This is a genomic window from Phytohabitans sp. LJ34, from assembly GCF_052068095.1.
Taxonomy (GTDB): domain Bacteria; phylum Actinomycetota; class Actinomycetes; order Mycobacteriales; family Micromonosporaceae; genus Phytohabitans.
The window spans coordinates 148,827-173,969 of sequence record NZ_JBQHDG010000001.1 but is presented as its reverse complement, the minus strand read 5'-3'; the positions used below and the strand labels follow the sequence as shown (position 1 = coordinate 173,969).

Genomic DNA, 25,143 nt, shown 5'->3' with positions numbered 1-25,143 from the left:
GTTCGCACGGCGTGAGTCAAGCCGCCCCGGACGAAGAGAGACTGTCCACTGATCAGCCGTGATATGAACATGCCTGATGCGCCGGACCCTTCAGCACCCCGCTCGGATCGTGCCCCTCGCGTTCCTGTGCGTGATCACGATCGGCACCGTCCTGCTGATGCTCCCCGTGTCACGCGCGGGGAGCGGCGGGGCGCCTTTCATGACCGCCTTCTTCAACGCCACCTCCGCGATCACCACGTCCGGGATGTCGACGGTGGACACCGCGACGTACTGGTCGGACTTCGGGCACGTGATGCTGATGGTGCTCACCCAGGTCGGCGGCTACGGCATCGCCACCATGGCCACGCTGCTGGGCCTGCTGGTCTCGCAGCGGCTGGGCCTGCGCAGCCGGCTGATGGCGCGGGCGGAGACCAGCGCCGGCCTGGCCCTGGGCGAGGTACGCACGGTGCTCGTGCTCGCCGCCGTCGTCATGTTCGCCAGCGAGGCGGTGATCGCCGCGATCCTCACCGCCCGGCTGTGGCTGGCCTACGACGTGCCGCTGGGCTCGGCCCTGTGGGAGGGCGTGTTCAACGCGATCCAGGCGTTCAACAACTCCGGCTTCTCGCTGCGCAGCGACGGCCTGTTCGGCTTCGCCGGCGACTGGTGGATCTGCGTACCGCTGACGCTGGGCGTGATCGTCGGCGGCCTCGGCGTGCCCGTGCTGTACGAGTTCGCCCGCGAGTTGCGCCGCCCGGCCGCCTGGTCGACGCACACCCGGATCACCGTGTGGGGTTCGCTGGTGTTGCTGGTGGTCGGCTTCGCCACCGTGCTTGTCTTCGAGTGGGGCAACCCCGGCACGCTCGGGCCGCTCGGCGTGGCCGAGAAGATCCTCGCCGCCTTCGTGCAGGGCACGATCCCCCGCTCGGGCGGCTACAACACCGTCGACTACAGCGCGATGGACGCCGACACCACGACGATCGTCACCGGCCTGATGTTCATCGGCGGCGGCAGCGCGAGCACCGCCGGCGGCATCAAAGTCACCACGTTCTTCCTGCTCGCGTACGTGATCTGGACCGAGGTCCGCGGCGAACGCGACGTCGTGGTCGGCCGCCGCCGCATCGCCGAGTCGACCCAGCGGCAGGCCACGACGGTCGCCCTCCTCGGCGTGGCCACGGTCGCCAGCGGTACCTTGGCGCTGCTCGCCCTCACCTCGGGCGTGCCGCTGGACCGGGCGCTCTTCGAGGTCATGTCGGCGTTCAGCACCGCGGGCATCACCGTCGGCCTGACCGCGCAGCTGTCCGGCTCGGGCCAGCTCGTGCTGATCCTGATGATGTTCATCGGCCGGGTGGGCCCGATCGCGGTCGCCTCGGCGCTCGCGCTCAACACCCGCCACCGGCAATACCGATACCCGGAGGAGCGACCCATCGTTGGCTGAGAAGACAAAAGCGCCGACCGCGGACGAAAACGTGGTGGTGATCGGACTGGGCCGCTTCGGTGGCCAGGTGGCCGAGTCGCTGACCCGGCTGGGCCACGAGGTGCTCGGCGTCGACGAGGACACCAAGCTGGTGCAGCAGTGGTCCGACCGCCTCACCCACGTGGTGCAGGCCGACGCCACCGACGAAGACGTGCTGCGGCAGATCGGCATCAGCGAGTTCGGCCGGGCGGTGGTCGGCATCGGCACCGACATCGAGGCGAGCGTGCTGACCGTGCTGGCGCTGACCGAGGTCGGTGTCCACGACATCTGGGCGAAGGCGATCTCGGCCAAGCACGGCAAGATCCTGCGTTCGGTCGGCGCCCACCACGTCATCTACCCCGAGGCCACGATGGGCGAGCGGGTGGCCCACCTGATCACCAGCCGCATGCTCGACTTCATCGAGCTCGACGACGACTTCGCGATTGCCAAGACCCGGGCGCCGCGTGACGCCGTGGGCCGCACGCTGGCCGACGTCGGCCTGCGGACCAGGTACGGCGTGACGGTGGTCGGCGTGAAGGCCCAAGGCGCCGACCTCGTGTACGCCACCCCGGAGACGGTCGTGCCACGCAACGCGGTGCTGATCGTGGCCGGCACGACCGAGCAGGTGCAGCGCTTCGCCGCCGCCACCTAGCCGACCGAGTCGGCCGGCCACTGGGTGCCGACGACGGCGAGCAGCTTCAGCGCTTCGGCCGTGCGGCTGCCCGGCGCGGCGCTGTAGATGATCAGGCGCTGCCCGTGGCCGGCGACCTCCAGCGTCTCGCACTCCAGCTCGAGCTCCCCCACCACCGCATGCTTCACCCGCTTGAGCGTCGTACCGCGCCGCACGCAGACCTGCAAGAGTTCCCACCGGCGCACGAACTCGGGGCTCGCGGCCCGCAGCCGGGCGATCAGGCCGTGGATGCCGGCGTCGTCCGGGTACTGCGCGGCCGCCGCGCGTAGCTCGGCCACGCACTCGTCGGCGAAGGCGGAGGTCTCCGGGTCGTTGAGCGCGATCTGCGAGATGTCGCCGCCGAACATGTTCCAGATCATGTTGCGGCGGCCCGGCGGCCAGGTGTCGGGGTCGCCGAGCAGGGCGGCGGCCATCGGGTTCCAGGCGAGGATCTCGTACTTGACGTCGATGACGTAGGCGGGTGTGTCGTCGAGGCGGCTGAGCAGATGCAGCACGCCGGCCGGCACGTCCGCGCTCGGGCCGGACGGGGATGCGGGCTGCTCGCCGACCAGGTGGTAGAGGTGGGCGCGCTCGGCGTCGTACAGCCGCAGCGCGCGGGCCAGCGCGGAGAGCACCTGCCGCGACGGGCGCGGGCCGCGGGCCTGCTCCAGCCTGGCGTAGTAGTCGACCGAGATGCCGGCCAGCCGGGCCACCTCCTCGCGCCGCAGGCCGGGCGTGCGGCGGCGTGGGCCGGCGGGCAGGCCGACGTCCGCGGGCTGGACACCGGCGCGACGGCTGCGCAGGAAGGCGGCGAGCTGTCGGCGGTCCATGCGCCCCATCATGTCCGCTGGTCGCGACCGCAACCAGGGACCGGCAGTCCGTGGTTGAAGCGTGCTCTCCTCACCGGAGCCCGGGCGCCGCAGGGTCGAGCCCATGAGTGAAACAGGGAAGGTCGCCCTCGTGACGGGGGCGAACAAGGGCATCGGGTACGAGATCGCCCGCGGCCTGGGTGAGACCGGCGTCACGGTGCTGGTCGGCGCGCGGGACACCGAGCGGGGTGTGGCCGCCGCGGAGAAGCTGGCCGCCGAGGGGGTGACGGCCGTGCCGATCCAGCTCGACGTGACCGACCCGCTGTCGGTCACGGCGGCCGCGGCACGTGTCGAGCGGGAGTACGGCCGGCTGGACATCCTGGTCAACAACGCCGGCGTCCTCGTCGAGCGGGGACAGCGGCCGAGCCGGACGCCGCTTCAGATGCTGGAGCGCACGTACGCCACCAACGTGTACGGCGTCGTCGCGGTGACCAACGCCCTGCTGCCGCTGCTGCGCCAGGCGCCGGCCGGCCGCATCGTCAACCTCTCCAGTGGGCTCGGCTCGATGGCGCTGACCAGCGACCCGGACGGGCCGTTTCCCGGGGCGTGGCTGCTGGCGTACAACTCCTCCAAGAGCGCGCTCAACTCGATCACCGTGACCTACGCGAACGAGCTGCGGGACACACCGATCAAGGTGAACGCGGCCGATCCGGGCTACTGCGCGACCGACCTCAACGGCCACGCCGGGCCGCGCACGCCGGCGCAGGGTGCGGTCGCCGCGGTGCGCCTGGCCACACTCCCGCAGGACGGTCCGACCGGGGGCTTCTTCGACGACGCGGGCACGGTGCCCTGGTAGCGGTTCAACTTAAGATCGCTGAGTGTCCACGTACCTGGAGAGTCTGTTCTCGCTGGATGGGCGCGTGGCGCTCGTGACGGGTGGCAGCTCGGGGATCGGCCGGGCCATCGCGGAGGCGTTGGGCCGCGCGGGCGCCAAGGTGGTGGTGGTCGCGCGGCGCGAGGCGCCGCTGGCGGCGGCCGTCGCCGAGCTGGCCGCCGTCGGGGTGGAGGCGGCGGCGGTGCCCGCGGACCTCGCCGACCGCGGCGCGCTGCGGCAGGCGGCGCGGGCGGCCGTCGACTGCTTCGGCGAGCCGGACATCCTGGTCAACTCGGCCGGGATCAACCGGCGCCCGCACCTGTCGGAGCTGACCGAGGACGACTGGGACGCCACTATCTCCGCCAATCTCGACGCGCCGTTCCTGCTCGGGCAGCGCTTCGGCCCGGCGATGGCGGCGCGGGGCTGGGGCCGGATCATCAACATCGCCTCGCAGCAGTCGGTGCGCGCGTACGGCAACAGCGGTGCGTACGGCGCGGCCAAGGCGGGCCTGGCCGGGCTCACCCGCTCGCAGGCCGAGGCGTGGTCGCGGCACGGCGTCACCGCCAACGCGATCGCGCCGGGCATCGTGCGGACGCCGCTGACCGCCGAGCTGTTCGCCGACCCGGCGCGGGTGGCGTCGGCGGCCGCCCGCAGCATGGTGGGGCGCAACGGCGAGCTGGCGGACTTCGCCGGGGCGGCGGTGTTTCTGGCCAGTGAGTCGAGCGTGTACGTGACCGGCCAGACGCTCTTCGTAGACGGCGGCTTCTCCGTGGCCTGATCAAAATGCCAAACCGTGTGATCAAGATGCCCTATACCACAGGTGCGGCTTAATTCTGAGGCTCGTGTGGCTTAAGGGACTTGTGAGTCCGGTAGGCTCTCGCACCGTGCTCCGTCGTCCCGTAGTGATGTTGCTCGGTCTCGTGCTGGCGTTGACCGCCGCCGGGCCCGCCAGCGCGGCACCCAACACCGACGACGAAGGTGCCTCCAAGACGTTGCGGGCCCAGCTGTCGGCGGCCAACAAGGGCCACATCGAGGCCAAGGCCAAGCTGGCCAACTCCAAAAAGCGCCAGCTCGAGCTCAGCCTCCAGCTGAAGAAGGTCGAGGGAGACCTGGCCGCGATCACGGCCGAGGTGGCCGTGCTCGCCGCCCAGTCCTACCGGGTCGGCCGGCTCACGCCGATCAACCTGATGCTCAATAGCGCCTCGCCCAACGAGTTCCTCCAGAAGGCGGCCGGCCTCGAGCTGCTCGCCCAGCGCGACGGCACCGCGATGCGGCGGCTGGCCGAGGCGCGCGAAGAGGTAGCCCGCACCAAGGCGGCGATCGACAACGAGGTCCGCGAGCAGACCAAGCAGGTCGCCATCATGGCGTCGAAGAAGAAGGAGCTGGAGAAGGCGCTGGGCATCGGCACGGCCGGCGGTTTCGTCACCGCCAACTCGCCGCTGGCCAAGCCCGCGCCGCGTAACTCCGACGGCTCCTGGCCGAGCGAAAAGTGCATCGTCGACGACCCGACCACCAGCGGCTGCATCACCGCTCGCACGCTGCACGCGTACAACGAGGCGCGGGCGGCCGGCTTCAAGCGGTACACCTCGTGCAAGCGCAGCGGAGGCGGTGGCGAGCACCCGCTGGGCCGGGCCTGTGACTTCTCGTCGGCGACCAGCACGTTCAAAAACAGCGACGCCACCGGCGGCGACCGCACGTACGGCAACAACCTGGCCGCGTTCCTCGTCAAGAACGCCGACCGCCTGGGTGTGCTCTACGTGATCTGGTACAAGCAGATCTGGTCGCCCAGCTCGGGGTGGCGGGCCTACAGCGGCAGTGGCAGCGCGGCGGCCAGGCACACCAACCACGTGCACCTCTCGATGGTCTGACTACCCTTCTCCTTGATGGAGCCCTCCCCACTGCCCCCCAAGCTCGCGGCCGCCCTCGTCTTCCTCGCCAGCGGCGCCGTCCTCGTGCTCGAGACCGTCGCGTTGCGCCTCGTCGGGCCCTATGTCGGGGTGACGCTCCAAGTCACCAGCGCGGTGATCGGCGTGGCGCTCGGCGCGATCGCGTACGGCGCGTGGCTGGGTGGCTTCCTGGCCGACCGGCAGGACCCGCGCCGCCTGCTCGCCCCGGCGCTGGTGCTCGCCGCGATCGCGACCGCCGTGACGCTGCCGGTCGTGCGGTGGGCCGGCGAAGGGCTGCGGGGCAACGCCGACACCGGCATCATCCTGCTCACCGCGCTGGCCGTCTTCGTGCCCGCGGCGCTGCTGTCCGGCATCACCCCGCTGGTGGTCAAGCTCCAGCTCGGTGACCTCAAGCGCACCGGCCAGGTGGTCGGCAAGCTCTCTAGCATCGGCACGCTCGGCGGCATCACCGCCACGCTCGTCACCGGCTTCGTGCTGGTCGCCGCGCTGCCCACCAGCGTGATCATCCTGGGCCTGGCCGGGCTGCTCGCCACGACCGGCGTCGGCCTGGGCGTGTACCTGCACCGCCGCGACCCGGTGCCGGCCCCTCCCCGGGCCCGCGCGCTGCTGGCCGCCGTCGGGCTGGCCGGCGCGGGACTGTCCACTGTGGCACCCAACCCGTGCGACATCGAGACCGCGTACCACTGCGCCACCGTCGTGGAAGATCCGGCCAACCCGTTCGGCCGGGTGCTGATGCTCAACTCCGCCCGCCACTCGTACGTCGACCTGGGCAACCCGGAGCACCTGGAGTTCGCGTACACCCAGTGGCTCGGTGCGGTCGCCGACACCGTCGCGCCGGAGGGGCGGCGGATCGACGCGCTGCACCTGGGCGGTGGCGGGTTCACCATGCCCCGCTACCTCAACGCCACCCGGCCGGGCAGCACCAACGAGGTGTACGAGATCGACGGCGGCCTGGTCGACCTGGCCCGCCGCGAGCTCGACCTGACCACCGGTCCCGACCTGACGCCGGTGGTCGGCGACGCGCGGGTGCTGGTCACCGCCCGGCCGGCGGCCAGCGTCGACTTCGTGGTGGGCGACGCCTTCGGCCACCTGGTGGTGCCCTGGCACCTGGCCACCCGCGAGATGGCCGAGCAGATCCACCGCACACTGCGCCCCACCGGCGTGTACGCGCAAAACGTCATCGACTACCCGCCGCTGCGCTTCATCCGGGCCGAGATGGCGACGGTGGCCGACGTCTTCCCGCACGTGGCGCTGATCGGTCCGCCCGAGGCGCTGGCCGGCGAGGAGGGCGCCAACTTCGTGATCGTCGCCTCCGACTCGCCCCTGCCGCTGGACACGATCCGCGCCCACCTGACAAGCACCGCGCGGGAGCCGGTCACCCTCCTGGCCGGGGCGGATCTGGATGCCTTTGTACGGGATGCCCCGGTGCTCACCGACGACTTCGCACCAGTCGACCAACTACTGGCCGGTCCATAGGTTTTCTGCCTCGTCGCCTGGGCAAATGACCACCTATGACGGTGCTGGGTGGGCGGTACCGCCTCGTTGAACGGCTCGGCGCGGGCGGCATGGCGGTGGTCTGGCGGGCGTACGACGAGGTGCTCGACCGACCGGTCGCCATCAAGGTGCTCGCCCCGCGGCTGGCCGCCGACCCCAACTTCCGCTGGCAGCTGCGCGCCGAGGCGCAGGCCGCCGGCAAGCTCTGCCACCCGCACATCACCAACGTGTACGACTACGGGGAGCAGGGCCTCGACCCAGAGCCGGCGAGGTCCGAGCCGAGCAGCGAAGCGACGAGGACGGACCCTTCCGGCGCCTGGGGAGAAGCGGAGGCGGAGCCGGAGCCGGTCAGCAGGGCACCGTACGTCGTCATGGAGCTGATCGACGGCCAGTCGATGGCGGCTCGACTCGACCACGACGGGCCGATGCCGTGGCCGGAGGCGGTCAAGGCCTGCGCCGAGGTCGCGTCCGCGCTTGCCGTCGCGCACGCCAACGGCGTCGTGCACCGTGACGTGAAACCGTCCAACGTCATGCTCACCGCCAGCGGTGCCAAGGTCGTCGACTTCGGTATCTCCGCCCTGATCGGCGCCAACGACGTCACACCCGAAGGCGAACTGTTGGGTACGCCGGCGTACCTGGCCCCGGAGCGGCTGGAGGGCGGGCAGGTCTCGCCGGCCACCGACGTGTACGCGCTGGGCCTGCTGCTCTACCGCGCGCTGACCGGGCACCTGCCGTGGGAGGTGGCCACCACCACGCAGATGCTGCGCGCGCACCGGTACTCCGACCCCGGCCCGCTACCGCCGGTCGAGGGGCTGCCCGAGGCGGTCGCGCTGCTGTGCCGCCGCTGCCTGTCCAAGCGGCCGGAGGCAAGGCCCAGCAGCGCGGAGGCGGCGGGCCTGCTCGCGTCGTACTCCACGCCGTCGTGGGTGGCGGTCCCGACCTCGTCCACCCCGTCGCGCAGCCGCCAGTGGGCAAGCGCCGTCCTGGCGGCGACCGCGCTGCTGGCCGTCACCGGAGGGCTGTGGATCAACGGCAACCGGAGCCCGTCCGGCACCGCCGGCTCGGGCGCCGCCGCGGCGGTCACGCTCCCGGAGTCCACGGCCACACCCTCGGCGGCCTGCTCGGTCACGTACGCCCTCAAGCGCGACTCCGGCCGCGACTTCCACGCCGACGTGACCCTGACGAACGCCGGCGGCCAGCGGGTCGAGGGCTGGCGCCTGACGTTCGCGTTCCCCGGCGACCAACGCCTCGTCAACGCAAGCCCGGTGAGCTTCGCGCAGACCGGCCGCGAGGTGGTGATCCAGCCGGCGGGCAAGCAGCCGATCGCCGCGGGCGACTCGGTCGCGATGCGGATGACCGGCCGATACCAGAAGGGCAACCCGCTGCCGACCACCTTCGCGGTCGACGGCACCAAGTGCGAGGCGCTGGTCTCCGGCGCGCCACCGCCACCGCCGTCGCCGTCGGCCCGCCCGGCCAACCCGCCCGGTACCGGCGCCGGCGCTTCTGACGACGACAACTCCGGCAAGGGCAAGGGCAGCGGCAAGGGCAAGTCCGGCAAAGGCAGCGACGACGACGAGGACGACGACTAGAGACCTTCCGGGTCAAGGTGACGCCGGCGCGGTGTGCCGCAAGCTTGACTTGCCCGGGTCCGTGTCAGCTGCGGACCGTTGCTCCCGCCGGAGACCGCGCGGGTCGGCGGCGAGCTGGCGCTCGCCGAGATCCCCGACCCGCGCTGCCAGGTCCGCGCCGCAAGCCCGCGGGGCGAACCTTTGTCGGACCGGTCGAGGAAGTGGATCTGGGCCGCACCGTGATCGTTAGCCCTACAGCTGTGCGACACGCCCAGGAGAGTGCGGGTGACGGGCTAACGATCATCGCGGGTGGCGTGTCGAGAGCAGATGGTGGGTGGCCTCGGGCAGGCCCACCCGCTCACGTGGCTAGGGCGACTGGCACCAGACCGAACAGACGCGCCGTCACCGCCAGTAACCGCCACAGCGGGTGTAAACCGCGTCCGATGCCAGATCTTGGAGAGTTAGGGCGGCATAAGAACCCTAACTCTCCAAGATCTGAAAGCCCCACCCCGACACTGGTAACGCTACGTCAAGATGTCGGGGAGTAGAGGCATACGGCTGTCCGCGAACTCACCCGGGGGCTTGTCCCGCGGACCCGGCAGTGGACGGCCGGGGAATTCGGCTCGCCCTGGCGAGCCGCCGGCCGGGAACGGTGCCCGCGGGAGCATACGGTCTACAACTGACACGAACCTGGGAAATCTGCCTCGAATTTGACCGCGCATTGTGGGCAGGCTCGCGAACCCCGACCGCAAAGCTCTCTAGAACAGCGGATCCAGATATACACCCCAGTAGTACCAGCCCGCGTCCTCGACGAACCAGTCCCACGATTTCACCCAAGGCTGCCAGTCCGGGTTGTCGGGCCAGAGACCCACGGTCCAGGTATATCGCTGGCCGCCGCGTGGGTCCACGCAGACCGACATCCCGTACCAACCTCCGCCTACGTATTTGTTTTGGTAGTCCGTAAACTTGGACCCTCGGCTGTCCCAGATGGCACCCCAGTCGTACTGTCCGCTGCGCAACTGGAGCCGTCCGCCCATACATAGGGTTTCCATGTTTTCCGTTGCCTCGTTGGTGAAGAAATTGTAGCCGCGAATTTCCCAGCAGGGGAAAGCTTGGTCTCGACATTTCGGCCAACAAGGCTGAGTGCAATCGGGAGGTGGCGGCGGAGCGGCGTCCGACATGCCGGGCGCAAGATGCCCTTTAGCGGCGACGGTCACACTCGCGGAGTCCGCCGTATTGGCCTGAGCTGGGCTGGCCGTCACCGGGACGACGGTCAGGATCGCGAGCAGGGGTAACAGGATTCTCCTCAGCATAATTGGGCTCCAAATGTCGTCCGGGATCCTCGTCGACATCGTCGCAAATTGCGCATTCAAAGCAACTTCAAGGCGGCTTCACGATCTTGATAGGACAGCACGGTGACTTTACCCATTCCGGTGGTCCTGACCAGAAAGGGCTAACCGAATGGGGAGGCCGCGGGAGCAACGGAGAGCAACCACGACGGCCGCCTATCCAGCAGCCGACCAGCCGCACATGCCCAGAAAGATCGACGCCTAGCTGAGCAGCGTGGCGTGGACGCGTTGCCAGGTGGCTTCGTTGGCGGCGGCCAGCAGGCCGTAGCCGTCCGCGGTCGGGTCGTACTGGCCGCCGTCCAGGCGGCGGACCGCGCCGCCGGCCTCGTGGACCAGCAGCGCGCCGGGCACGTGGTCCCACGGCAGGGTGCGCCAAAAGAGCACGAAGTCTTGCGCGCCGGTGACGATGTCGACGTACTCGCGGCCGGCACAGTGCAGGCCCGGAAGTACCTCGTCGATGGCGGTCAGGCCGCGTCGGACGCGGGCCCGCAGGTCGGCGGGGAGGAAGCGGTTCATCGCGGCCCCGCGCAGTGGCCTGGACGCGTCGTCGGGGAGGGCGGCGCGGACGCCGTCGACGTAGGCGCCGGAGCCTGACTCCGCCACCGCGAGGGTGCCGGCCAGTGGGTCGAGGATCCAGGCGGCCACGGGCGCGCCGCCGCGGACCAGCGCGGCCATGATGGCGAAGGGGCCGTGGCCGGCGGCGAAGTTGCCGGTGCCGTCGATCGGGTCGACGATCCAGACCGGGCCGGGCTCGCGGAGCAGGTCGAGCACGGACGGGTCGGCGGCGACGCCCTCCTCGCCGACCACCACGGATTCGGGCAGCAGGGCGCGCAGGCCGTCGGCGATCAGGGTCTCGGCGCGCCGGTCGGCCACCGTGACGACCTCGCCGGGCACCTTTTCCTCGATGTCGCCCTCGGCCAGGTGTCGAAACGATGGCAGCACCACGGTGGCGGCCGCCTCGCGCAGCAGCTGCCCGACCGAGTCGATCAGATCAGCCACGAGGCGGCAGCTTGACCACGCTGACGAAGAACTCGTCGATCTGGCGGACGACGGCGATGAACCGGTCGAAGTCGACGGGCTTGGTGACGTACGCGTTGGCGTGGAGCTCGTAGCTGCGCAGGATGTCTTCGTCGGCCTGCGAGGTGGTGAGCACGACCACCGGGATGCGGCCCAGCCGCTCGTCCTTCTTTATCTCGGCGAGCACCTCGCGGCCGTCGCGGCGGGGCAGGTTGAGGTCGAGCAGGATGAGGTCTGGTGGGACGGCGTCCTTGTACTCGCCCTCGCGGCGCAGGTAGGAAAGCGCGGCGTCGCCGTCGGTGACCACGGTGAGCTTGTTGCGCAGCTTGTGCTCCTCGAACGCCTCCTGGGTCATCAGGACGTCGCCCGGGTCGTCTTCGACCAGCAGGACCTCGATGGGGCTCCTCCCGTCCGGTGGCACGGTCACGCGTTCACCTCGCTGTCTCGCACCGGCTCAGTTTCGCCCGCCGGCTCCTCCTCGCGCCCGACAAGCACCGGGAGCGTGAACCTGATCACCGTACCCTCGTCGACGTCCGGGGCGACCCAGATCCGGCCGCCGTGGTATTCGACGATCTTCTTTGCGATGGCCAGCCCAATGCCGGTGCCCGGGTAGGAATCTTTGGCGTGCAGCCGCTGGAAGATCACGAAGATCTTGTCGGCGAACTCCTGCTCGACGCCGATGCCGTTGTCGCGGCAGCTGATCTCCCACTCGTCGCCGACCCGCTCGGCGGAGACGTGCACCCTGGGTGGTCGGTCGGGGTGGCGGAACTTGATCGAGTTGCTCACCAGGTTGGCCAGCAGGGTGGTCAGCAGCGCCTGCTCGCCCAGCACCGTGGGCAGGTCGTCCCAGGTCAGCTCGCCCTTGGCGTAGTTGCGGGCGTTTTCGGTCTGGCTGGCGACTTCGACCATCAGGGCGTTGAGGTCGACGTCGGTGAAGCCCGCGGTCATCCGCCCGATCCGGGAGAACGCGAGCAGGTCGTTGATCAGCCGCTGCATCCGCTGGGCTCCGTCGACCGCGAACGCGATGTACTGGTCGGCGCGCTCGTCGAGCTGGCCGGCGTATCGCCGCTGGAGCAGCTGGCAGAAGCTGGCCACCTTGCGCAGCGGCTCCTGGAGGTCGTGCGAGGCCACGTACGCGAACTGCTCCAGGTCGCGGTTGGAGCGGATCAGCTCCTCGGCCTGGGTTTGCAGCTGGCCGTTGACCCACTCGATCCGCTCGCGGGCCTCGCGCACCTCGGCCAGGTCGGATGCGATCTTGCGGCGCATGCCGTCGACGTCGGCGGCGAGCGTGGCCAGCTCGGGCGGCCCGTTGGTGGAGATGGGGTGGTCGTACTCGCCGCCGGCCACCGAGCGGACCTGCTTGGCGAGCTCGGTGAGCGGCTCGATCACCATCCGGCGCAGCGAGATCAGCAGGGCGACGCCGGCCAGCAGCACGATCACCGTGGCCGCGATGAGCAGCACGACGAGGACGTTGCTGCTGCTCTTGGCGTCGTCGGAGGTCTTGTCGCGGAATGTCCGGATCTCGTCCTGCAAGGCCGCCGCGGCAGCCCGGACCTCTTCGAACCGTTGCCGCGACGTGTCGTTGATCAGCGCCTGGCCGGCGGCCGGGCCTTGCGCGCGGACCATCGAGATCACCGGTTCGGCGACATCACGCCGCCAGGTGGCCGCCTCGGCGTTCAAGCGTTCCAGGCTCGCCCGAATGGCCTGCTCGTCTTCGATCAGGCCACTCATCTCGTCGGTCAGCCGGCGCTCTTCGACGATGCCATCCGTGTACGGCGTGAGGTCCGCGTCCTTGCCGCTGAGCGCGAAGCCGCGGACCGCCGTCTCCTGGTCGACGAGCGCGGTGAGCAGCGCCTCCGAGCCGGTGCGGAGCGGGGTGGCGCGGTTGGCCAGCGTGTCGACCTGCGAGCGGGTGGCCGTGGCGGTGACCGAGGCGCCGATCGCCAACAGCGCGAGCAGCCCACCGACCACCGCGCAGAGCGCGGTGACCCGCTGGCGCAGGCTCCAGGACCGCATCACCGGCCCGCGCCCCTCGAGATCACCAGCATGGCGACATCGTCGACGAGGGGCCCGCCATTGGCGTCTTCGGCCCGGCGCAGCAGCCACCGGGGCAGGGCGGGCAGGGGCGTCTGGCGTGCCTCCGGCTCGGTGAGCAGCTGGCACAGGCCGGTCACGTCGAGCCGCTCGTTGCCGCCGCCGACCCGCCCCTCGATGAGGCCGTCCGTGTACATCAGCAGGGACCAATCCTCACCGTCGAACTCCAGGTCGTACGGCCGGGGCGGTCGGGGCTGCACGCCCAGCAGCAGCCCGTGCGGCGCCGGCACCGGCACCACCTTGCCGCCGGACAGCAGCAGCGGTGGCGGGTGCCCGGCCAGCCGCACGGTGGCCCGGTTTCCGGGCAGGTCGAGCGTTATGGCGGCGACGGTGGCGAAGATCTCCCGCGCCTTTCGCTCGCTCATCAGCACCTGCTCCAGCGCCGGCAGCACCGCGTCTTCCGGCACGCCGGCGAGGATCAGGGCCCGCCAGGCCACCCGGAGCTCGACGCCGAGGGCCGCCTCGTCGGCGCCGTGTCCGCACACGTCGCCCACGATCAGATGCAGGCGTTCGCCCGCCTGCACCACGTCGTAGAAGTCGCCGCCGATCACGGCGGCGTGCCGTCCCGGCTGGTAGAAGGGGTGGGTTTGCACCACTTCGGTGGTCATGATCGGCTGCGGGAGCAGGCCGCGTTCCAGCCGGGCCGACTCCTCCTGGCGCAGCTCGACCTCGCGCAGCCGCCGGGCGTTTTCGTCGGCCCGCTTGCGCTCGACGGCGTAACGCAGCGCCCGGGTCAGCAGGATCCCGTCGACCTGGCCCTTGAGCAGATAGTCCTGCGCGCCCTCGGCGACGGCGCCGACGCCGAGGTGCTCGTCCTGGCGGCCGGTCAGCACGACGACGGCCGCGTGCACGGCCATCGCGAGCACCTGGCGCAGCCCGTCGAGCCCCTGCGCGTCGGGCAGGCCGAGATCGAGCAGGATGCAGTCGACGCTGGCGAGCCGCTCACGCGCCTCGGTGAGGCTCGCGGCGACGGCGAGGTCGACCTTGGCGTCGGCCTCGGCCAGCAGCTCACCGACGAGAAACGCGTCCGCGTCGTCGTCTTCGACGAGAAGCACGCGCAGGCGGTCGCCGCTGGGCATGCTCGCGCCCGGATCAGCCCCTCCGTACGGATATGCCCGCGGAGGCACGACGGTCATCGCTCGGCTCCTCGGGAGCGCGGCGACGACACACGCGCGACAGACATGCCAACACGCTAGGCCACGCGTGGCGGTAGCGGCGACCCGCCGTACCCCATGGGTGCCGGCGCGTCGCCCCGGACGCATGATGTCTGCCATGGTCGTGGATCTGGAAGCCCCCGCGGATCGCGCACTGACCCGTCCGCGCCGCCGTGCGCTGGCCGCCGTGGCGGCCGTCGCCGCGCTGGTCGCGGTGGGTTTGGTCACGCTGCTCGACCTGCGGCCACCGGCCCCGCGCGGCACCGGCACGCCGGCCGGGCAGTTCAGCGCCGCGCGTGCCTACACCCAGGTGGAGGCGCTGGGCGCGCAGACCCACGTGGCCGGCAGCGCCGCCAACGACCGCAATCGCAACCGGATCGAGACCGCGCTGCGCGAGGCCGGCCTGTCGCCGGCCGTGCAGGACACCGTGGGTACCGAGGCGGGGCAGCTGTCCGGCGGCGCCGGCGGCGCGACTTTCGCCCGGGTACGCAACGTGGTGGCCACGCTGCCCGGCACCGCCTCCACCGGCCGCGTCTTCCTGGTCGCCCACTACGACTCGGTTCAGGTGGGTCCGGGCGGAAACGACGACGGCGCGGGCGTGGCCACGATCCTGGAAGTGGCGCGGGCCATGGCCGGCGGGCCGCGGCCGCGCAACGACGTGGTGTTCGTGCTGACCGACGCCGAGGAGGCGTGCCTGTGCGGCGCCTCCGCGTTCGTCTCCGCCCACCCGCTGGCCGCCGACGGTGGCGTGGTGCTCAACCTCGAAGCGCGCGGCAGCAGCGGCCCGGTCATCACGTTCGAGACGTCCCGCCGCAACGCCGCGCTGGTGGACGTCTTCGGGCGGGCCGCGCCGCATCCGGTGGGCACGTCGTTCGCGGTCGAGGTCTACCGGCTGCTGCCCAACGACACCGACTTCACCCCCTTTCTGGACAAGGGTTTCGCCGGGCTCAACTCCGCGTACATCGACGGTGCGGCGATCTACCACACGCCGCTGGACACACCGGCCACAATGGACCGGGCCAGCCTCCAGCAGCACGGCGACAACGCGCTGGCGCTGGCTCGCGAGTTCGGGCGGCTCGACCTGTCCACGATGGAGTCGGACGGCGACGCCACCTACTTTCCGGTCCCCGGCGGCCTGGTCCACTACCCGGGCTGGCTGACCTGGCCGCTGGCGGTCGCCGCGCTCGTCGCGACCGCCGCGCTGGCCTGGCTCGCCCGCCGCCGCGGCCGCACCACGTGGCCGCGGGTGGCGGCCGGGTTCGGCCTGGGCCTGGTCCCGGTGGTGCTCGCGCCCGTGCTGGCGCAGGTGCTGTGGGCGATCCTGGCCGCGCTGCGGCCGGGCTACACCGAGATGGTCGACCCGTACCGTCCACTGTGGTTTCGGCTCGCGGTCGTCGCGCTCTCCGCGTCGGTCCTTTTCACCTGGTACGCGCTGCTGCGCCGCCGCCTCGGCCCGGCTTCCCTGGCGATCGGGGGTCTGGGCTGGCTGGTCGTGTTCGGATTCGCGCTGGCCGCTCTCGCGCCCGGCGGGTCGTACCTGACGAGCCTGCCGGGCTTGGCCGGCGCGCTCGCTGGCCTTCTCGCGCTGGCGATGCCCCGGATCGGGGTGGTGGCGGTGACCGCCGCCGCGGCCGTCGCCACAGTGATCCTGCTGCCCACGGTGACCCTGCTGTTTCCCGCGCTGGGGCTGGCGATGGGCGCGGTGGGCGCGCTGTTCTGCGTGCTGCTCGGGCTCGCCGCGCTGCCTGTGGTCGACCTGCTCTTCGCGGAGGCCGGCGGGCAGCGGGCGATGGTGGCGATGCTGGCCCGCCGCCACGCCATGTACCCCGGGCTCGCCGGCGTGCTGGCCGCGGTGGTGTTTACGGTCGTGGGGCTGTCGGTGGACGGCTTCGACGCGAAGCACCCGTCGCCGACCCACCTGATGTACGCGCTGGACGCGGGTGCCGGCAAGGCGGTGTGGCTCAGCCAGGAGAGCACCGAGCAGCAGTGGACCTCGCGGTACGTCTCCGGGGATCCCGCGCCGCTGGCCGACTTTCCCGGCCTGGGCGACCACGACGTGCGTAGCGGGCCGGCCGAGGTGGCGCCGCTGCAAGCGCCCACTGTGGACGTCCAGCAGCTGCCCAGTGCCTCCGGCGAGCGGCACGTACGCCTGCGGGTGCGGCCGCAACGCCCGGTGCGGCTGCTGTCGTTGCACGTGGACGCCGCGACCGCCGCGGTCGTCTCGGCCCGGGTGGCCGGGCAGCCGGCGCCGGTGGGCCGCGAGGGCGAACAGTGGTCGTTCGGCATGGTCTTCCACGCCCCGCCACCCGAAGGCGTTGAGGTGGAGCTGGTGCTACGGCCGGCCAACGGCCCGGCGGGCCGGGTCAGCTTGCGGGTGATGGACGGCAGCGACGGGCTGTCCGGCCTGCCCGGCTACCGCCCCCGCCCGCCGGACGTGGGCATCGCCGGATCCCACTCCAGCGAACTTGTCGCGGTAGCCACGACGGTGCCCATCTAAGGGGGGTCAGGGCCGCCACCCGTCGCGGCGTTTTCTTGGGGTGAGCGCGACCAACGGCGGACGGGTGAGGCCGCGGGAGCAGCGGTCTGGACCACGACGGACGTCGCGGTAGCTCAAATCTTTGTGCGCGTGTGCGGCGACGGCTGGAACACCAGTGCTGTTAAACCGCCGCTATAACAGCACTGGTGTTCCAGTCGCGCCACAGGCGGGGAGCGGCTGGCGCCGCTCCCCGCCCTGGCTTTATCCCTTGCCCTGGTCGGCGATGAACGCCGAGATCCAGGCCAACGGGGCGTTCCAGTTGATGGTCAGCTCGTTGGTCGACCACGACTCGATGTCGTCGAGGTAGCAGAACTGCGCGACGCAGCCTTGCAGCTTCTGCTGCGCGACCGGGTCCTGGATCGAGGAGTTCGGCCCGCCGGAGAGCGTGCCGACCGGTGGGTTGGGCAGGTCGGGGTTGAGCTGGCGGGCGTACCAGCGGCTGTGCTGGTTCTTCGAGGCGACCTCGCCGTAACCGGTCACATAGGACTGGTTGAGCGCGTTGCGGCCGAAGATGTAGTCCATCCCCTGCACCACGCCGTCGAGGTAGCGATCCCGGCCGGTCAGGTCGTACGCGGCGGCGACCACGACCAGGTTGTTGATGATGAGGTTGTTGGAGCCCCAGTCGTACACGTTGTCGCTGGGCGCGTACGCGATGCCGTACGGGTGTGCCTTCTGGGTCGCCAGGTACTTGTCGGCGCCCTGCACCACCGAGGCCCGCACGCGGTGCAGGTTGGGCAGGTGGTTGGGGCGGGTGGCGAGGTCGATGCGGCCGAGCTGGGCGGTGTTGCCCCAGTCGAAGCCGCGCTCGCGCCAGATGTCGGCGGTGTGGTGCGGCGAGGCGAGCACGAAGTCCTTGAACTCGCGCGCGCCCGTGGTGATGTACAGCTCGGCCGCGGCCCAGTAGAACTCGTCGCTCACGTCCGGGTCGCTGTACGTGCCACCGCCGTTGCCGTCGGCCGGGTCGGCGATGATGTCCGGGTGCGCCTTGGCCGCGGCCCACGCGCTCTTCGCCGCGGCGAGGTTGCGCAGGGCGAACGCCTTGTCGTACCGCCAGAACACGCGTGCGGTCTGCGCCGCGGTGGCCGCCAGGTTGAGCGTCGCCGCGGTCGACGGCGGGTGCAGCTCGCGCAGCCGGTCGTCGAGGTGAGGCATCAGCGGCAGCCCGGTCCAGGTCTGGTCGTGGATCTTGTGGTGGGCCATGCCGGCGAGCGGCTTTCCGGCCGGCACCTGCATGCTCAGCAGGAACTCCTGCTCCCAGCGCGCCTCGTCGAGGATGTCCGGCACCCGGTTGCTGCTCTCCGGGATGTTCAGCGTGCCGTCGCGCAGCTTCCACGGCTCGCGCGACCGCTCGTACTCGCTCAGCAGCTGCCACACCGAGATGCCGCCATTGACCACGTACTTGCCGTGGTCGCCGGCGTCGTACCAGCCGCCGGAGACGTCGAGGGTGTAGTCGCAGACGCCGGGCTGGCAGGGCACGTTGGTGTCGCCCTGGTTGGGTGCGACGCCCACGTGGCCGGCCGGGCGGCCGTAGCCGGGGCGCAGGCTGTCCAGGATCTCGATGCCGCTGCGCTGGGTGTAGTAGAACTTCAGCGCGTCGGTGCGCAGCTTCTCCCAGAAGCCTTCACCGATGTCGAACGGGTGGCTGGTTTCCCCGTCCGCCACGATCGTGTAGCCGGTGCCGGCCTTGGTGTAGCGGCTGAAGTCGAGGCTGTGCACGTTCTGCCCCGAGGAGGCGTCCACGCCGCGCGGGGTGGTGCGTCCGCCGGCGACGACCTTGCCGGCCGCGTTCTTCAGCTGCCACGGCAGGGCCGCGGTCGCCTCGGTGACGAGCGTGGCGTTCTTGGGGCCGTTGGGCAGGTAGCCGACCTGGTTGACGCGCACGCGCGGCCCGGTGTCCGGCTCGTACGGCTCCTGCACCGCGCCGCCGGTCAGCGAGATGTTGTCGACGCAGAAGCGCCACGGGTCGGTGCTGCCGCCGATCTGGAACGCGACCTGCGCGTTGGGCAGGTCGACCGGCGAGGTGAACGTGTAGGTGTACTGGTTACCGGAGACGCTCAGCTCCGGATTGGCGCTCAGAAACTGTGTCCACGGGTCCACCGGGAGCTGGATGAGCGCCTTGCCGACCTTGGCCGGGGTGGCGGTGGCGAAGAAGGTGTACGCGTAGGTCTCCCCGCTGACCAGGGGCACGTTGTCCTGCCCGATGATCACGTCCCACGGCTGGGTGGTGCCGCCGGGGACGTCGGCGCAGAGCTGGCCGCTACTGGAGTCTAGGGTGATGTTGGCAGTCCCCCACCAGGGGGCGTGCCCGTTGTCGAAGGTGCCGTTGACGATCTGCTCGGGCCCCTCTGCCTGGGCGGAGGAGGCGGTCAGGCCGGTGGCGAGCAGGACGCCCGCGGCGACTATGGCGAGCCGTCCAATGGGTCTGGTCACATTGATCCTTCCCGATGGGTGGGGCATCGGTAGATGGGAGCGCTCCCAACCATCGCTCCATGTTGTCAACGTGTTTCAGACGTGTCAATGGACCGATGACTCGGAAAGCCACGTGGTGGCATAGGCAGCGCCGAAGCCGAGGGTCGTGGTCAGCCCGGCCAGGCGGCCGGCCGACTCGTACGCCTCGGGGATCATCGTGGTGGAGAGCATGGCCAGGACCGCCCCGCCGGCGAACGCGAACGTGAAGGCCAGCTGCCGTGGCGAGGCGCCGTCCAGCATCGTGTAGCCGGCCGCGGACGCCAGCGCGCAGACCAGCGCGGTGGCCGACCACATCAGGTAGAGCCGCGACCAGGGCCAGCCCTGCTGGCGCAGCCCGCTGGTGGCCGCGACGGATTCGGGGACGTTGGAGATGAAGACGGCCACGAGTATCGACACGCCGACCGTGCCGGCCTGGAGCAGCGTCAGGCCGATCACCGCCGACTCGGGCACGCCGTCGAGCACGATGCCCAGCACGATGCCCAGGGCGCCCGTGGGTGCGGCGCCACCGCGTCCACGGTCACGGTGGCCCAGCCGGCTGATCATGAGATCGCCGCCGAGGAACACCGCCGCGCCGGTGAAGAACCCCAGCGCCACGCCGCCCTCACCGCCGGCTACCTGCACCGCCTCGTCGACCAGCTCGAAGGAGACGGCGCTGAGCAGGACGCCGGCGCCGAAACCCATGACCAGCCCGACCGTGCGGCGTTGCGGCCGCAACAGCGACACGATCGCCGCGCCCAGCACGAGGGAACTACCGGCCAGCAGCCCCCAGACAAACGCTCCGACCATCGCGGGTTGATGCCCGCCGCAGGCAGCCGTAAGCGGCGGCCCTACTTCCAGCGGAAGTGGATGAACAGGCGGCCGAAGTTCTTGGAGTCCTTCTCCACCCGGTGGTACAGCTGCTTGATCTCTTTCTGGTCCAGGAAGCGCAGCACGCGTTTCTTGAGCTGGCCGGAGCCCTTGCCCGGGATGATCTCCACGAGCGTGGCCTTCTTCGCCACGGCCTCGTCGATGATGCCGCGCAACGCGCGGTCGATGTCGTGGCCGCGGTTGAAGATGTCGTGCAGGTCCAGCTTCAGCTTCATCGCGTCCGATATTAGGCGAGGTCGGCCGGGGACAGGCCGAGCAGTTCACGCAGGCCGACCTCGCCCGCCGGCGTCACCCGCACCGCCCGCTGGCTGCCGATCCGCACCACCCAGCCGCGTTCGTGCAGCCGCCGGCACAGCGCCGCGCCGGCGGCGCCGGCCAGGTGGGGGCGGCGTTCGGTCCAGTCCAGGCAGGCCCGCACCACCGGCCGCCGGCTCCCGCCGAGGGTGGCGCCGACCTCGGACTCCAGCCATCCGCGACCCCGCGCGGTCAGCACGAAGCCGTCCGCGGTGCCCAGCAGGCCCCGCGCGGCCATCGCCTCCGTGACCCGCACGCCCAGGCGGCCGGCCAGGTGGTCGTAGCAGGTGCGGGCCCTGGCCATCGCCGCGCTGGCGACCGCGCCGCGCAGGGACGTCGGTGGCGCGGGCGAGCCGGCGTCCGCGTACACCGACATCTCCTCGATCAGCTCGGCCACCCGCGGCGTGGCCAGCCGCACGTAGCGGTGGCGGCCCTGGTGTTCCTCGGCCAGCAGGCCGCCGGCGACCAGGAGGGTGAGGTGTTCGCTGGCGGTCGACGCGGCGACGCCCGCGTAGCGGGCCAGCTCGCCCGCGGTCCAGGCCCGGCCGTCGAGCAGGGCCATGCAGAACGTGGCCCGCGTGCCGTCCGCGAGCAGCCCCGCGAACCGGGCCAGGGGTGGCGTCATGCCACCCATCATGCGCGCGGCATACTTCGGCGCCCGCCGAAACAAGGCATGAAACGGCCGGCATGGGTAATAACTGCAAGACGATGATCGAGCAAAGTGAACCCGGTGGCCTCGCCGGCTGGGCGATCGGGCTGATGGAGGCGCTGGGTGCTCCCGGCGCCGGCCTGGCCGTGGCGCTGGAAAACCTCTTCCCGCCCCTGCCCAGCGAGCTGATCCTGCCGCTGGCCGGCTTCACCGCCAGCCAGGGTGAGATCAGTCTCGTGGCGGCGGTCGTGTGGACCACGATCGGTTCGCTCACCGGCGCGCTGGTGCTCTACGGGCTGGGCGCGTGGCTCGGCCGCGACCGGATGCGGGCGATCGCCGCGCGCGTGCCGCTGGTGGAGGTTTCGGACGTCGACCGCAGCGAGGAGTGGTTTGCCCGGCATGGCGCCAAGGCGGTGTTCTTCGGGCGGATGCTCCCGGTCTTCCGGAGTTTCATCTCCATCCCGGCCGGCATCGAACGGATGCCGCTGCTCTCGTTTGCGCTGCTCACCACGCTGGGCAGCCTGATCTGGAACACCGCCTTCATCGTCGCCGGCTACATGCTCGGCGAAAACTGGCGGGTGGTCGAGGGCTACGCCGGCTGGCTCCAGTGGGTGGTGATCGGCGCCGTCGTGGTCGCGGTGGGCTGGTTCGTCACCGCCCGCCTGCGCAAGATCAAGAGCCGAGATACCTGAGTACCGCCAGCACCCGCCGGCTGTATCCGGTGACGTGCGACAGGTCCAGCTTGTCGAAGATCGCGTTGACGTGCTTCTCGACCGCGCTCTGCGACACGTGCAGCTGCTCGGCGATCGTGGCGTTGGTGTGGCCCTGCGCCATGTGGTCCAGCACGGTGCGTTCGCGCTCGGTGAGGCGGCTGATCGGGTCGGTGTGCGTGGTGCGGGCCAGCAGCTGCCGCACCACCTCCGGGTCGAACGCGGCGCCCCCGCCGGCCACCCGCACCAGCGCGTCCAGGAACTCCCCCACCTGGGCCACCCGGTCCTTGAGCAGGTACCCGACCCCCTCCGGCTGGCCGGTGAGCAGGTCGACGGCGTACCGCTTCTCCACGTACTGGGACAGCACCAGCACGCCCACCCCTGGCCACCGCTCGCGGATCTGGAGCGCGGCGCGCAGGCCCTCGTCGGTGTGGGTGGGTGGCATGCGCACGTCGACCACCACCACGTCCGGCTGCTCGGCGGCCACGGCGGCCAGCAGCGCGTCACCGTCGCCGACCGCGGCCACCACCTCGTGCCCCTCCTCGGCCAGCAGCCGCACAAGGCCCTCGCGCAGCAGCGTGGAGTCTTCGGCGAGCGTCACGCGCATGGCAGCTCCGCCACGATCACCGTCGGCCCGCCGGCCGGGCTGTCCACAGTGAACTTCCCATCCAGCGCCGCCACCCGCCGCGCCAGGCCGGAAAGGCCGCTCCCGCCGGGGTCGGCGCCGCCGACGCCGTCGTCGCGGACCCGGATGGTCAGCGTGCCGGCCTGCGCGATGTCCACGGTGACCTCCTGGGCGTGTGCGTGCTTGGCGGCGTTGGTGACGGCTTCGGAGACCACGAAGTACGCGGCGGTCTCGACCGCGGTCGGTGGGCGCTCGGCCAGCTCGTAGCGCAGCCGCACCGCGATGCCGGCCCGCTCGGCCACCCGCAGCAGCGCCTCGTGCAGGCCGAGGTTGTCCAGCGCCGCCGGGTACGCGCGCCAGGCCACGTCGCGCAGCTCGTCGAGGATGTGCTGGGTCTCCTCGTGCGCCTGGGCGATCAGCAGGCTGTTGTCCGGCGCGCGGCGGGCCCGCCCGAGCAGCATGCCGAGCGCGACGAGCCGCTGCTGTACCCCGTCGTGCAGGTCGCGTTCAATGCGCCGGCGCTCGGCGTCGACGGCCGCGACGACACCGGCGCGGCTGGTGGAAAGCTCGGTGATCCGCCGCTCCAGCACCTCGCGGGTGCTCGGCCCGAGAAAGCGCCGGGCCAGCCGCCGCTCGATCGCCGCGATGCCGGCGAAACCCTGCACGCTCAAAAAGAGCCCGATGACGCCCAGCCCGACCTGCGCCATCGCCAGGAGCGCGGTGCTGCGGCCGACGAGCAGGTCGCGGGTCCAGAAAACGCCCACCGCCACGCCGTAGAGGAAAAGCAGCAGGATCACACCGCCGAGCAGACCCACCGCCCACCGCAGCACCAGGTACTCCACGGCGCGGCCGCCGGTGTAGTCGCTGGCGTTCTCCGCGCGCAGGAACGCGGCCAGCCGCCACCGCTCCACCTCGGCCAGGTTGCGGGCGCCGGCCTGGATCCGCTGCACGGCCGCCCGCCGGGTACGCGGCTGCGGCCACGCCGGGATCAGGATGATGCCGGCCCAGATCAGGTAGACGAGCTCGACGAGGCCGGTGACGGCGCCGAGCAGCACCCCGATGCCCACCCGAAACCACGTCGCCACCACAAGGCGAGGCTAGCGTTGCGGTTTTCCACAGGGCGGGTCGTGGGGTTTTCCTGCCCCGTCATCGGGTTTCCCTGCCGCGGAGCCGGCGCAGCATGCGGGCGTCCTGGAAGCCCACCGCCCGCGCCGCCGACTCCACCGTCGAGCCGTGACCGATCAGGTGCTCGGCCCGCTCCACCCGCAGCAGCTGCTGGTAGCGCAGCGGCGTCGTGCCGGTCGCCCGCCCGAAGACGCGGGTCAGCGTGCGCTCGCTGACCCCCGACGCGGCGGCCAGGTCGGCCAGCGACAGCCGGTCGGCGAACCGGGCGTCGATCAGGTCCTGCACCCGGTGCGCCACCTCGCTCACATGCGCCCGGTGCCGCAGCATCGCGCTGGACTGCTGCTCGTCGCCGTTGCGTCGGGCGTACACGACCATCTCGCGGGCCACCCGCGCCGCGACACCCGGCCCGTGCCGCACCGCGATCAGGTGCAGGGCCAGGTCGATGCCGCTGGCGATACCGGCCGAGGTGACCACCCGGTCGTCGACCACGTACAGCACGTCGCGCACCACGGCCGCCCGCGGGTACCGGCGGGCCAGCTCGTCCTGGAGCTGGTGGTGGGTGGTGCAGCGCCGGCCGTCCAGCAGCCCCACCCGCCCCAACGCGTCGGCGCCCGCGCACACGCTCGCCACCGTGCCACCCGCGCGGTGATGCGCGACAAGGCGTTCGAGCGTCGCGGCCGCCAGCCGCCCGGTGCCCTCCAGCGCCATCGCCCGCCACCCCGGCACCACGATCAGGTCGTCCGGGCCCAGCTCGGGCCACTGCACGCTCGCCCGCAGCGGCACGCCCTGCGCGGTCGGCACCTCTTCCCGCTCGGCCACGTAGGTGAGGCGGTAGTCGTACCCGACGCCGGCCGCGGTGTGGAAGACCTGCGCCGGGCCGGCCAGGTCGAGCAGGTGCACGTCCGGGACGAGCAGGAAGACGACGCGGGTCACGATCTGGTCAGTTCGTCCACCGTCTTGACCGTGGCGAAGCGGCCGGCGAGCACGTACTCGGTGCGTTCCAGGATCTCCTCGACACCCAGCGTGCGCCCGGACGGGTGCTCGATCGGGGTGGTCGCGGTCGCGTCGATCGCGAACGTCACCTCGTACCCGAAGTCGGACGCCACCCGCGCGGTGGTCTCGCAGCACTGCTCGGTGCGGATGCCGCAGATGGTCACCGCGCCGACCCCGCGGGAAGTGAGCAGCTGCTGGAGGTTGGTCGTGGTGAACGCGTTGTGCGACGTCTTGGTCAGCGTCGGCTCGCCGGGCTCGGGCTTGAGCCCGTCCATCAGCCGCACGAAGCCCAACGCCGGGTCGAACACGTCACCGGTGTCCGGCTCGGCGTGCAGCACCCAGACCACCAGCTCGCCCCGGCCACGCGCGGCCGCGACAAGCCGACCGACCTGGTCGGCGATATCGGGCCGGCTGGCGTGCCGCCAGTTGGGCCGCTGCCGAAACGATTCCTGGACGTCGATGACGACGAGTGCGCTCCGCATGCTCCGATCCTGACCCGGCGGCAGG

Annotated in this window: 23 protein-coding genes; 9 read left to right on the top strand and 14 right to left on the bottom strand. The window is 71.3% G+C overall.

What is annotated here, in order from left to right:
• Positions 1-76: 76 nt before the first annotated feature.
• Positions 77-1,414 (top strand): TrkH family potassium uptake protein, encoded by a 1,338-nt coding sequence (locus ACTMTJ_RS00795; RefSeq protein WP_441214040.1) that lies wholly within the window; start codon positions 77-79, stop codon positions 1,412-1,414.
• A complete protein-coding gene (locus ACTMTJ_RS00790) occupies positions 1,407-2,084 on the top strand; it encodes a potassium channel family protein (RefSeq protein WP_441214039.1) in 678 nt (225 codons plus the stop codon). The genes ACTMTJ_RS00795 and ACTMTJ_RS00790 overlap by 8 nt, the downstream gene beginning before the upstream one ends.
• On the opposite strand, the gene ACTMTJ_RS00785 is transcribed toward ACTMTJ_RS00790, so the two are convergent.
• Positions 2,081-2,932, bottom strand: coding sequence for a helix-turn-helix transcriptional regulator (locus ACTMTJ_RS00785; RefSeq protein WP_441214038.1), 852 nt, complete (start codon positions 2,930-2,932; stop codon positions 2,081-2,083). The genes ACTMTJ_RS00790 and ACTMTJ_RS00785 overlap by 4 nt on opposite strands.
• A gap of 103 nt (positions 2,933-3,035) precedes the next feature.
• On the opposite strand from ACTMTJ_RS00785, the gene ACTMTJ_RS00780 reads away from it, so the two are divergent.
• The 5 genes from ACTMTJ_RS00780 to ACTMTJ_RS00760 all read left to right on the top strand — a co-directional run bounded on the left by ACTMTJ_RS00780 (position 3,036) and on the right by ACTMTJ_RS00760 (position 8,775).
• Positions 3,036-3,767 carry an SDR family oxidoreductase gene (locus ACTMTJ_RS00780; protein ID WP_441214037.1) on the top strand — a complete coding sequence of 244 codons (732 nt, stop codon included), beginning with the start codon at positions 3,036-3,038 and terminating at the stop codon, positions 3,765-3,767.
• Between the two features lie 22 nt (positions 3,768-3,789).
• Positions 3,790-4,563 (top strand): SDR family NAD(P)-dependent oxidoreductase, encoded by a 774-nt coding sequence (locus tag ACTMTJ_RS00775; protein WP_441214036.1) that lies wholly within the window; start codon positions 3,790-3,792, stop codon positions 4,561-4,563.
• Between the two features lie 127 nt (positions 4,564-4,690).
• Positions 4,691-5,653 (top strand): coiled-coil domain-containing protein, encoded by a 963-nt coding sequence (locus tag ACTMTJ_RS00770; RefSeq protein WP_441214477.1) that lies wholly within the window; start codon positions 4,691-4,693, stop codon positions 5,651-5,653.
• A gap of 15 nt (positions 5,654-5,668) precedes the next feature.
• Positions 5,669-7,168: a fused MFS/spermidine synthase gene (locus ACTMTJ_RS00765; protein WP_441214035.1), complete on the top strand. Its 1,500-nt coding sequence runs from the start codon at positions 5,669-5,671 to the stop codon at positions 7,166-7,168.
• Between the two features lie 35 nt (positions 7,169-7,203).
• A complete protein-coding gene (locus ACTMTJ_RS00760; protein WP_441214034.1) occupies positions 7,204-8,775 on the top strand; it encodes a serine/threonine-protein kinase in 1,572 nt (523 codons plus the stop codon).
• A 737-nt stretch (positions 8,776-9,512) separates the two neighbouring features.
• Here ACTMTJ_RS00760 and ACTMTJ_RS00755 read toward each other — a convergent pair.
• The 5 genes from ACTMTJ_RS00755 to ACTMTJ_RS00735 form a co-directional block, all read right to left on the bottom strand.
• Positions 9,513-10,067 carry a hypothetical protein gene (locus ACTMTJ_RS00755; RefSeq protein ID WP_441214033.1) on the bottom strand — a complete coding sequence of 185 codons (555 nt, stop codon included), beginning with the start codon at positions 10,065-10,067 and terminating at the stop codon, positions 9,513-9,515.
• Between the two features lie 237 nt (positions 10,068-10,304).
• Positions 10,305-11,102, bottom strand: coding sequence for an inositol monophosphatase family protein (locus tag ACTMTJ_RS00750; protein WP_441214032.1), 798 nt, complete (start codon positions 11,100-11,102; stop codon positions 10,305-10,307).
• The gene (locus tag ACTMTJ_RS00745; protein WP_441214031.1) at positions 11,095-11,547 is read right to left on the bottom strand and encodes a response regulator; all 453 of its coding nucleotides are present in this window, start codon (positions 11,545-11,547) and stop codon (positions 11,095-11,097) included. Before ACTMTJ_RS00745 ends, ACTMTJ_RS00750 begins: the two co-directional genes overlap by 8 nt.
• Positions 11,544-13,136: a sensor histidine kinase gene (locus ACTMTJ_RS00740; protein ID WP_441214476.1), complete on the bottom strand. Its 1,593-nt coding sequence runs from the start codon at positions 13,134-13,136 to the stop codon at positions 11,544-11,546. Before ACTMTJ_RS00740 ends, ACTMTJ_RS00745 begins: the two co-directional genes overlap by 4 nt.
• Positions 13,136-14,350 carry a PP2C family protein-serine/threonine phosphatase gene (locus tag ACTMTJ_RS00735; protein ID WP_441214030.1) on the bottom strand — a complete coding sequence of 405 codons (1,215 nt, stop codon included), beginning with the start codon at positions 14,348-14,350 and terminating at the stop codon, positions 13,136-13,138. Before ACTMTJ_RS00735 ends, ACTMTJ_RS00740 begins: the two co-directional genes overlap by 1 nt.
• Before the next feature lie 136 nt (positions 14,351-14,486).
• Between ACTMTJ_RS00735 and ACTMTJ_RS00730 the strand changes: the two genes are divergently transcribed.
• Positions 14,487-16,865, top strand: a complete 2,379-nt coding sequence (locus ACTMTJ_RS00730; RefSeq protein ID WP_441214029.1) for a M28 family peptidase — start codon at positions 14,487-14,489, stop codon at positions 16,863-16,865.
• Positions 16,866-17,105: 240 nt separating this feature from the next.
• On the opposite strand, the gene ACTMTJ_RS00725 is transcribed toward ACTMTJ_RS00730, so the two are convergent.
• From ACTMTJ_RS00725 to ACTMTJ_RS00710, 4 genes are read right to left on the bottom strand one after another with little or no spacing between them, the layout of a single operon-like run.
• Positions 17,106-19,361 (bottom strand): glycoside hydrolase family 9 protein, encoded by a 2,256-nt coding sequence (locus tag ACTMTJ_RS00725; protein WP_441214028.1) that lies wholly within the window; start codon positions 19,359-19,361, stop codon positions 17,106-17,108.
• A 57-nt stretch (positions 19,362-19,418) separates the two neighbouring features.
• Positions 19,419-20,159 carry a ZIP family metal transporter gene (locus tag ACTMTJ_RS00720; protein WP_441214027.1) on the bottom strand — a complete coding sequence of 247 codons (741 nt, stop codon included), beginning with the start codon at positions 20,157-20,159 and terminating at the stop codon, positions 19,419-19,421.
• A gap of 41 nt (positions 20,160-20,200) precedes the next feature.
• On the bottom strand, positions 20,201-20,455 hold the full coding sequence (locus ACTMTJ_RS00715; protein WP_441214026.1) for a Smr/MutS family protein: 255 nt from the start codon (positions 20,453-20,455) through the stop codon (positions 20,201-20,203).
• Positions 20,456-20,466: 11 nt separating this feature from the next.
• Entirely contained in the window at positions 20,467-21,159 is a 693-nt protein-coding gene (locus ACTMTJ_RS00710) for an ArsR/SmtB family transcription factor (RefSeq protein ID WP_441214025.1), read from the bottom strand.
• An 83-nt stretch (positions 21,160-21,242) separates the two neighbouring features.
• Between ACTMTJ_RS00710 and ACTMTJ_RS00705 the strand changes: the two genes are divergently transcribed.
• Positions 21,243-21,875, top strand: a complete 633-nt coding sequence (locus ACTMTJ_RS00705; RefSeq protein ID WP_441214023.1) for a DedA family protein — start codon at positions 21,243-21,245, stop codon at positions 21,873-21,875.
• Here the strand turns inward: ACTMTJ_RS00705 and ACTMTJ_RS00700 are convergent.
• The 4 genes from ACTMTJ_RS00700 to ACTMTJ_RS00685 are packed head-to-tail and all read right to left on the bottom strand — an operon-like array spanning position 21,856 to position 25,118.
• On the bottom strand, positions 21,856-22,500 hold the full coding sequence (locus ACTMTJ_RS00700) for a response regulator (protein WP_441214022.1): 645 nt from the start codon (positions 22,498-22,500) through the stop codon (positions 21,856-21,858). The genes ACTMTJ_RS00705 and ACTMTJ_RS00700 overlap by 20 nt on opposite strands.
• Positions 22,491-23,606 (bottom strand): sensor histidine kinase, encoded by a 1,116-nt coding sequence (locus ACTMTJ_RS00695; RefSeq protein ID WP_441214021.1) that lies wholly within the window; start codon positions 23,604-23,606, stop codon positions 22,491-22,493. Before ACTMTJ_RS00695 ends, ACTMTJ_RS00700 begins: the two co-directional genes overlap by 10 nt.
• A 58-nt stretch (positions 23,607-23,664) precedes the next feature.
• Positions 23,665-24,576 (bottom strand): GlxA family transcriptional regulator, encoded by a 912-nt coding sequence (locus tag ACTMTJ_RS00690; protein WP_441214020.1) that lies wholly within the window; start codon positions 24,574-24,576, stop codon positions 23,665-23,667.
• Positions 24,573-25,118 (bottom strand): cysteine hydrolase family protein, encoded by a 546-nt coding sequence (locus ACTMTJ_RS00685; RefSeq protein WP_441214019.1) that lies wholly within the window; start codon positions 25,116-25,118, stop codon positions 24,573-24,575. The genes ACTMTJ_RS00690 and ACTMTJ_RS00685 overlap by 4 nt, the downstream gene beginning before the upstream one ends.
• Positions 25,119-25,143: the final 25 nt, after the last annotated feature.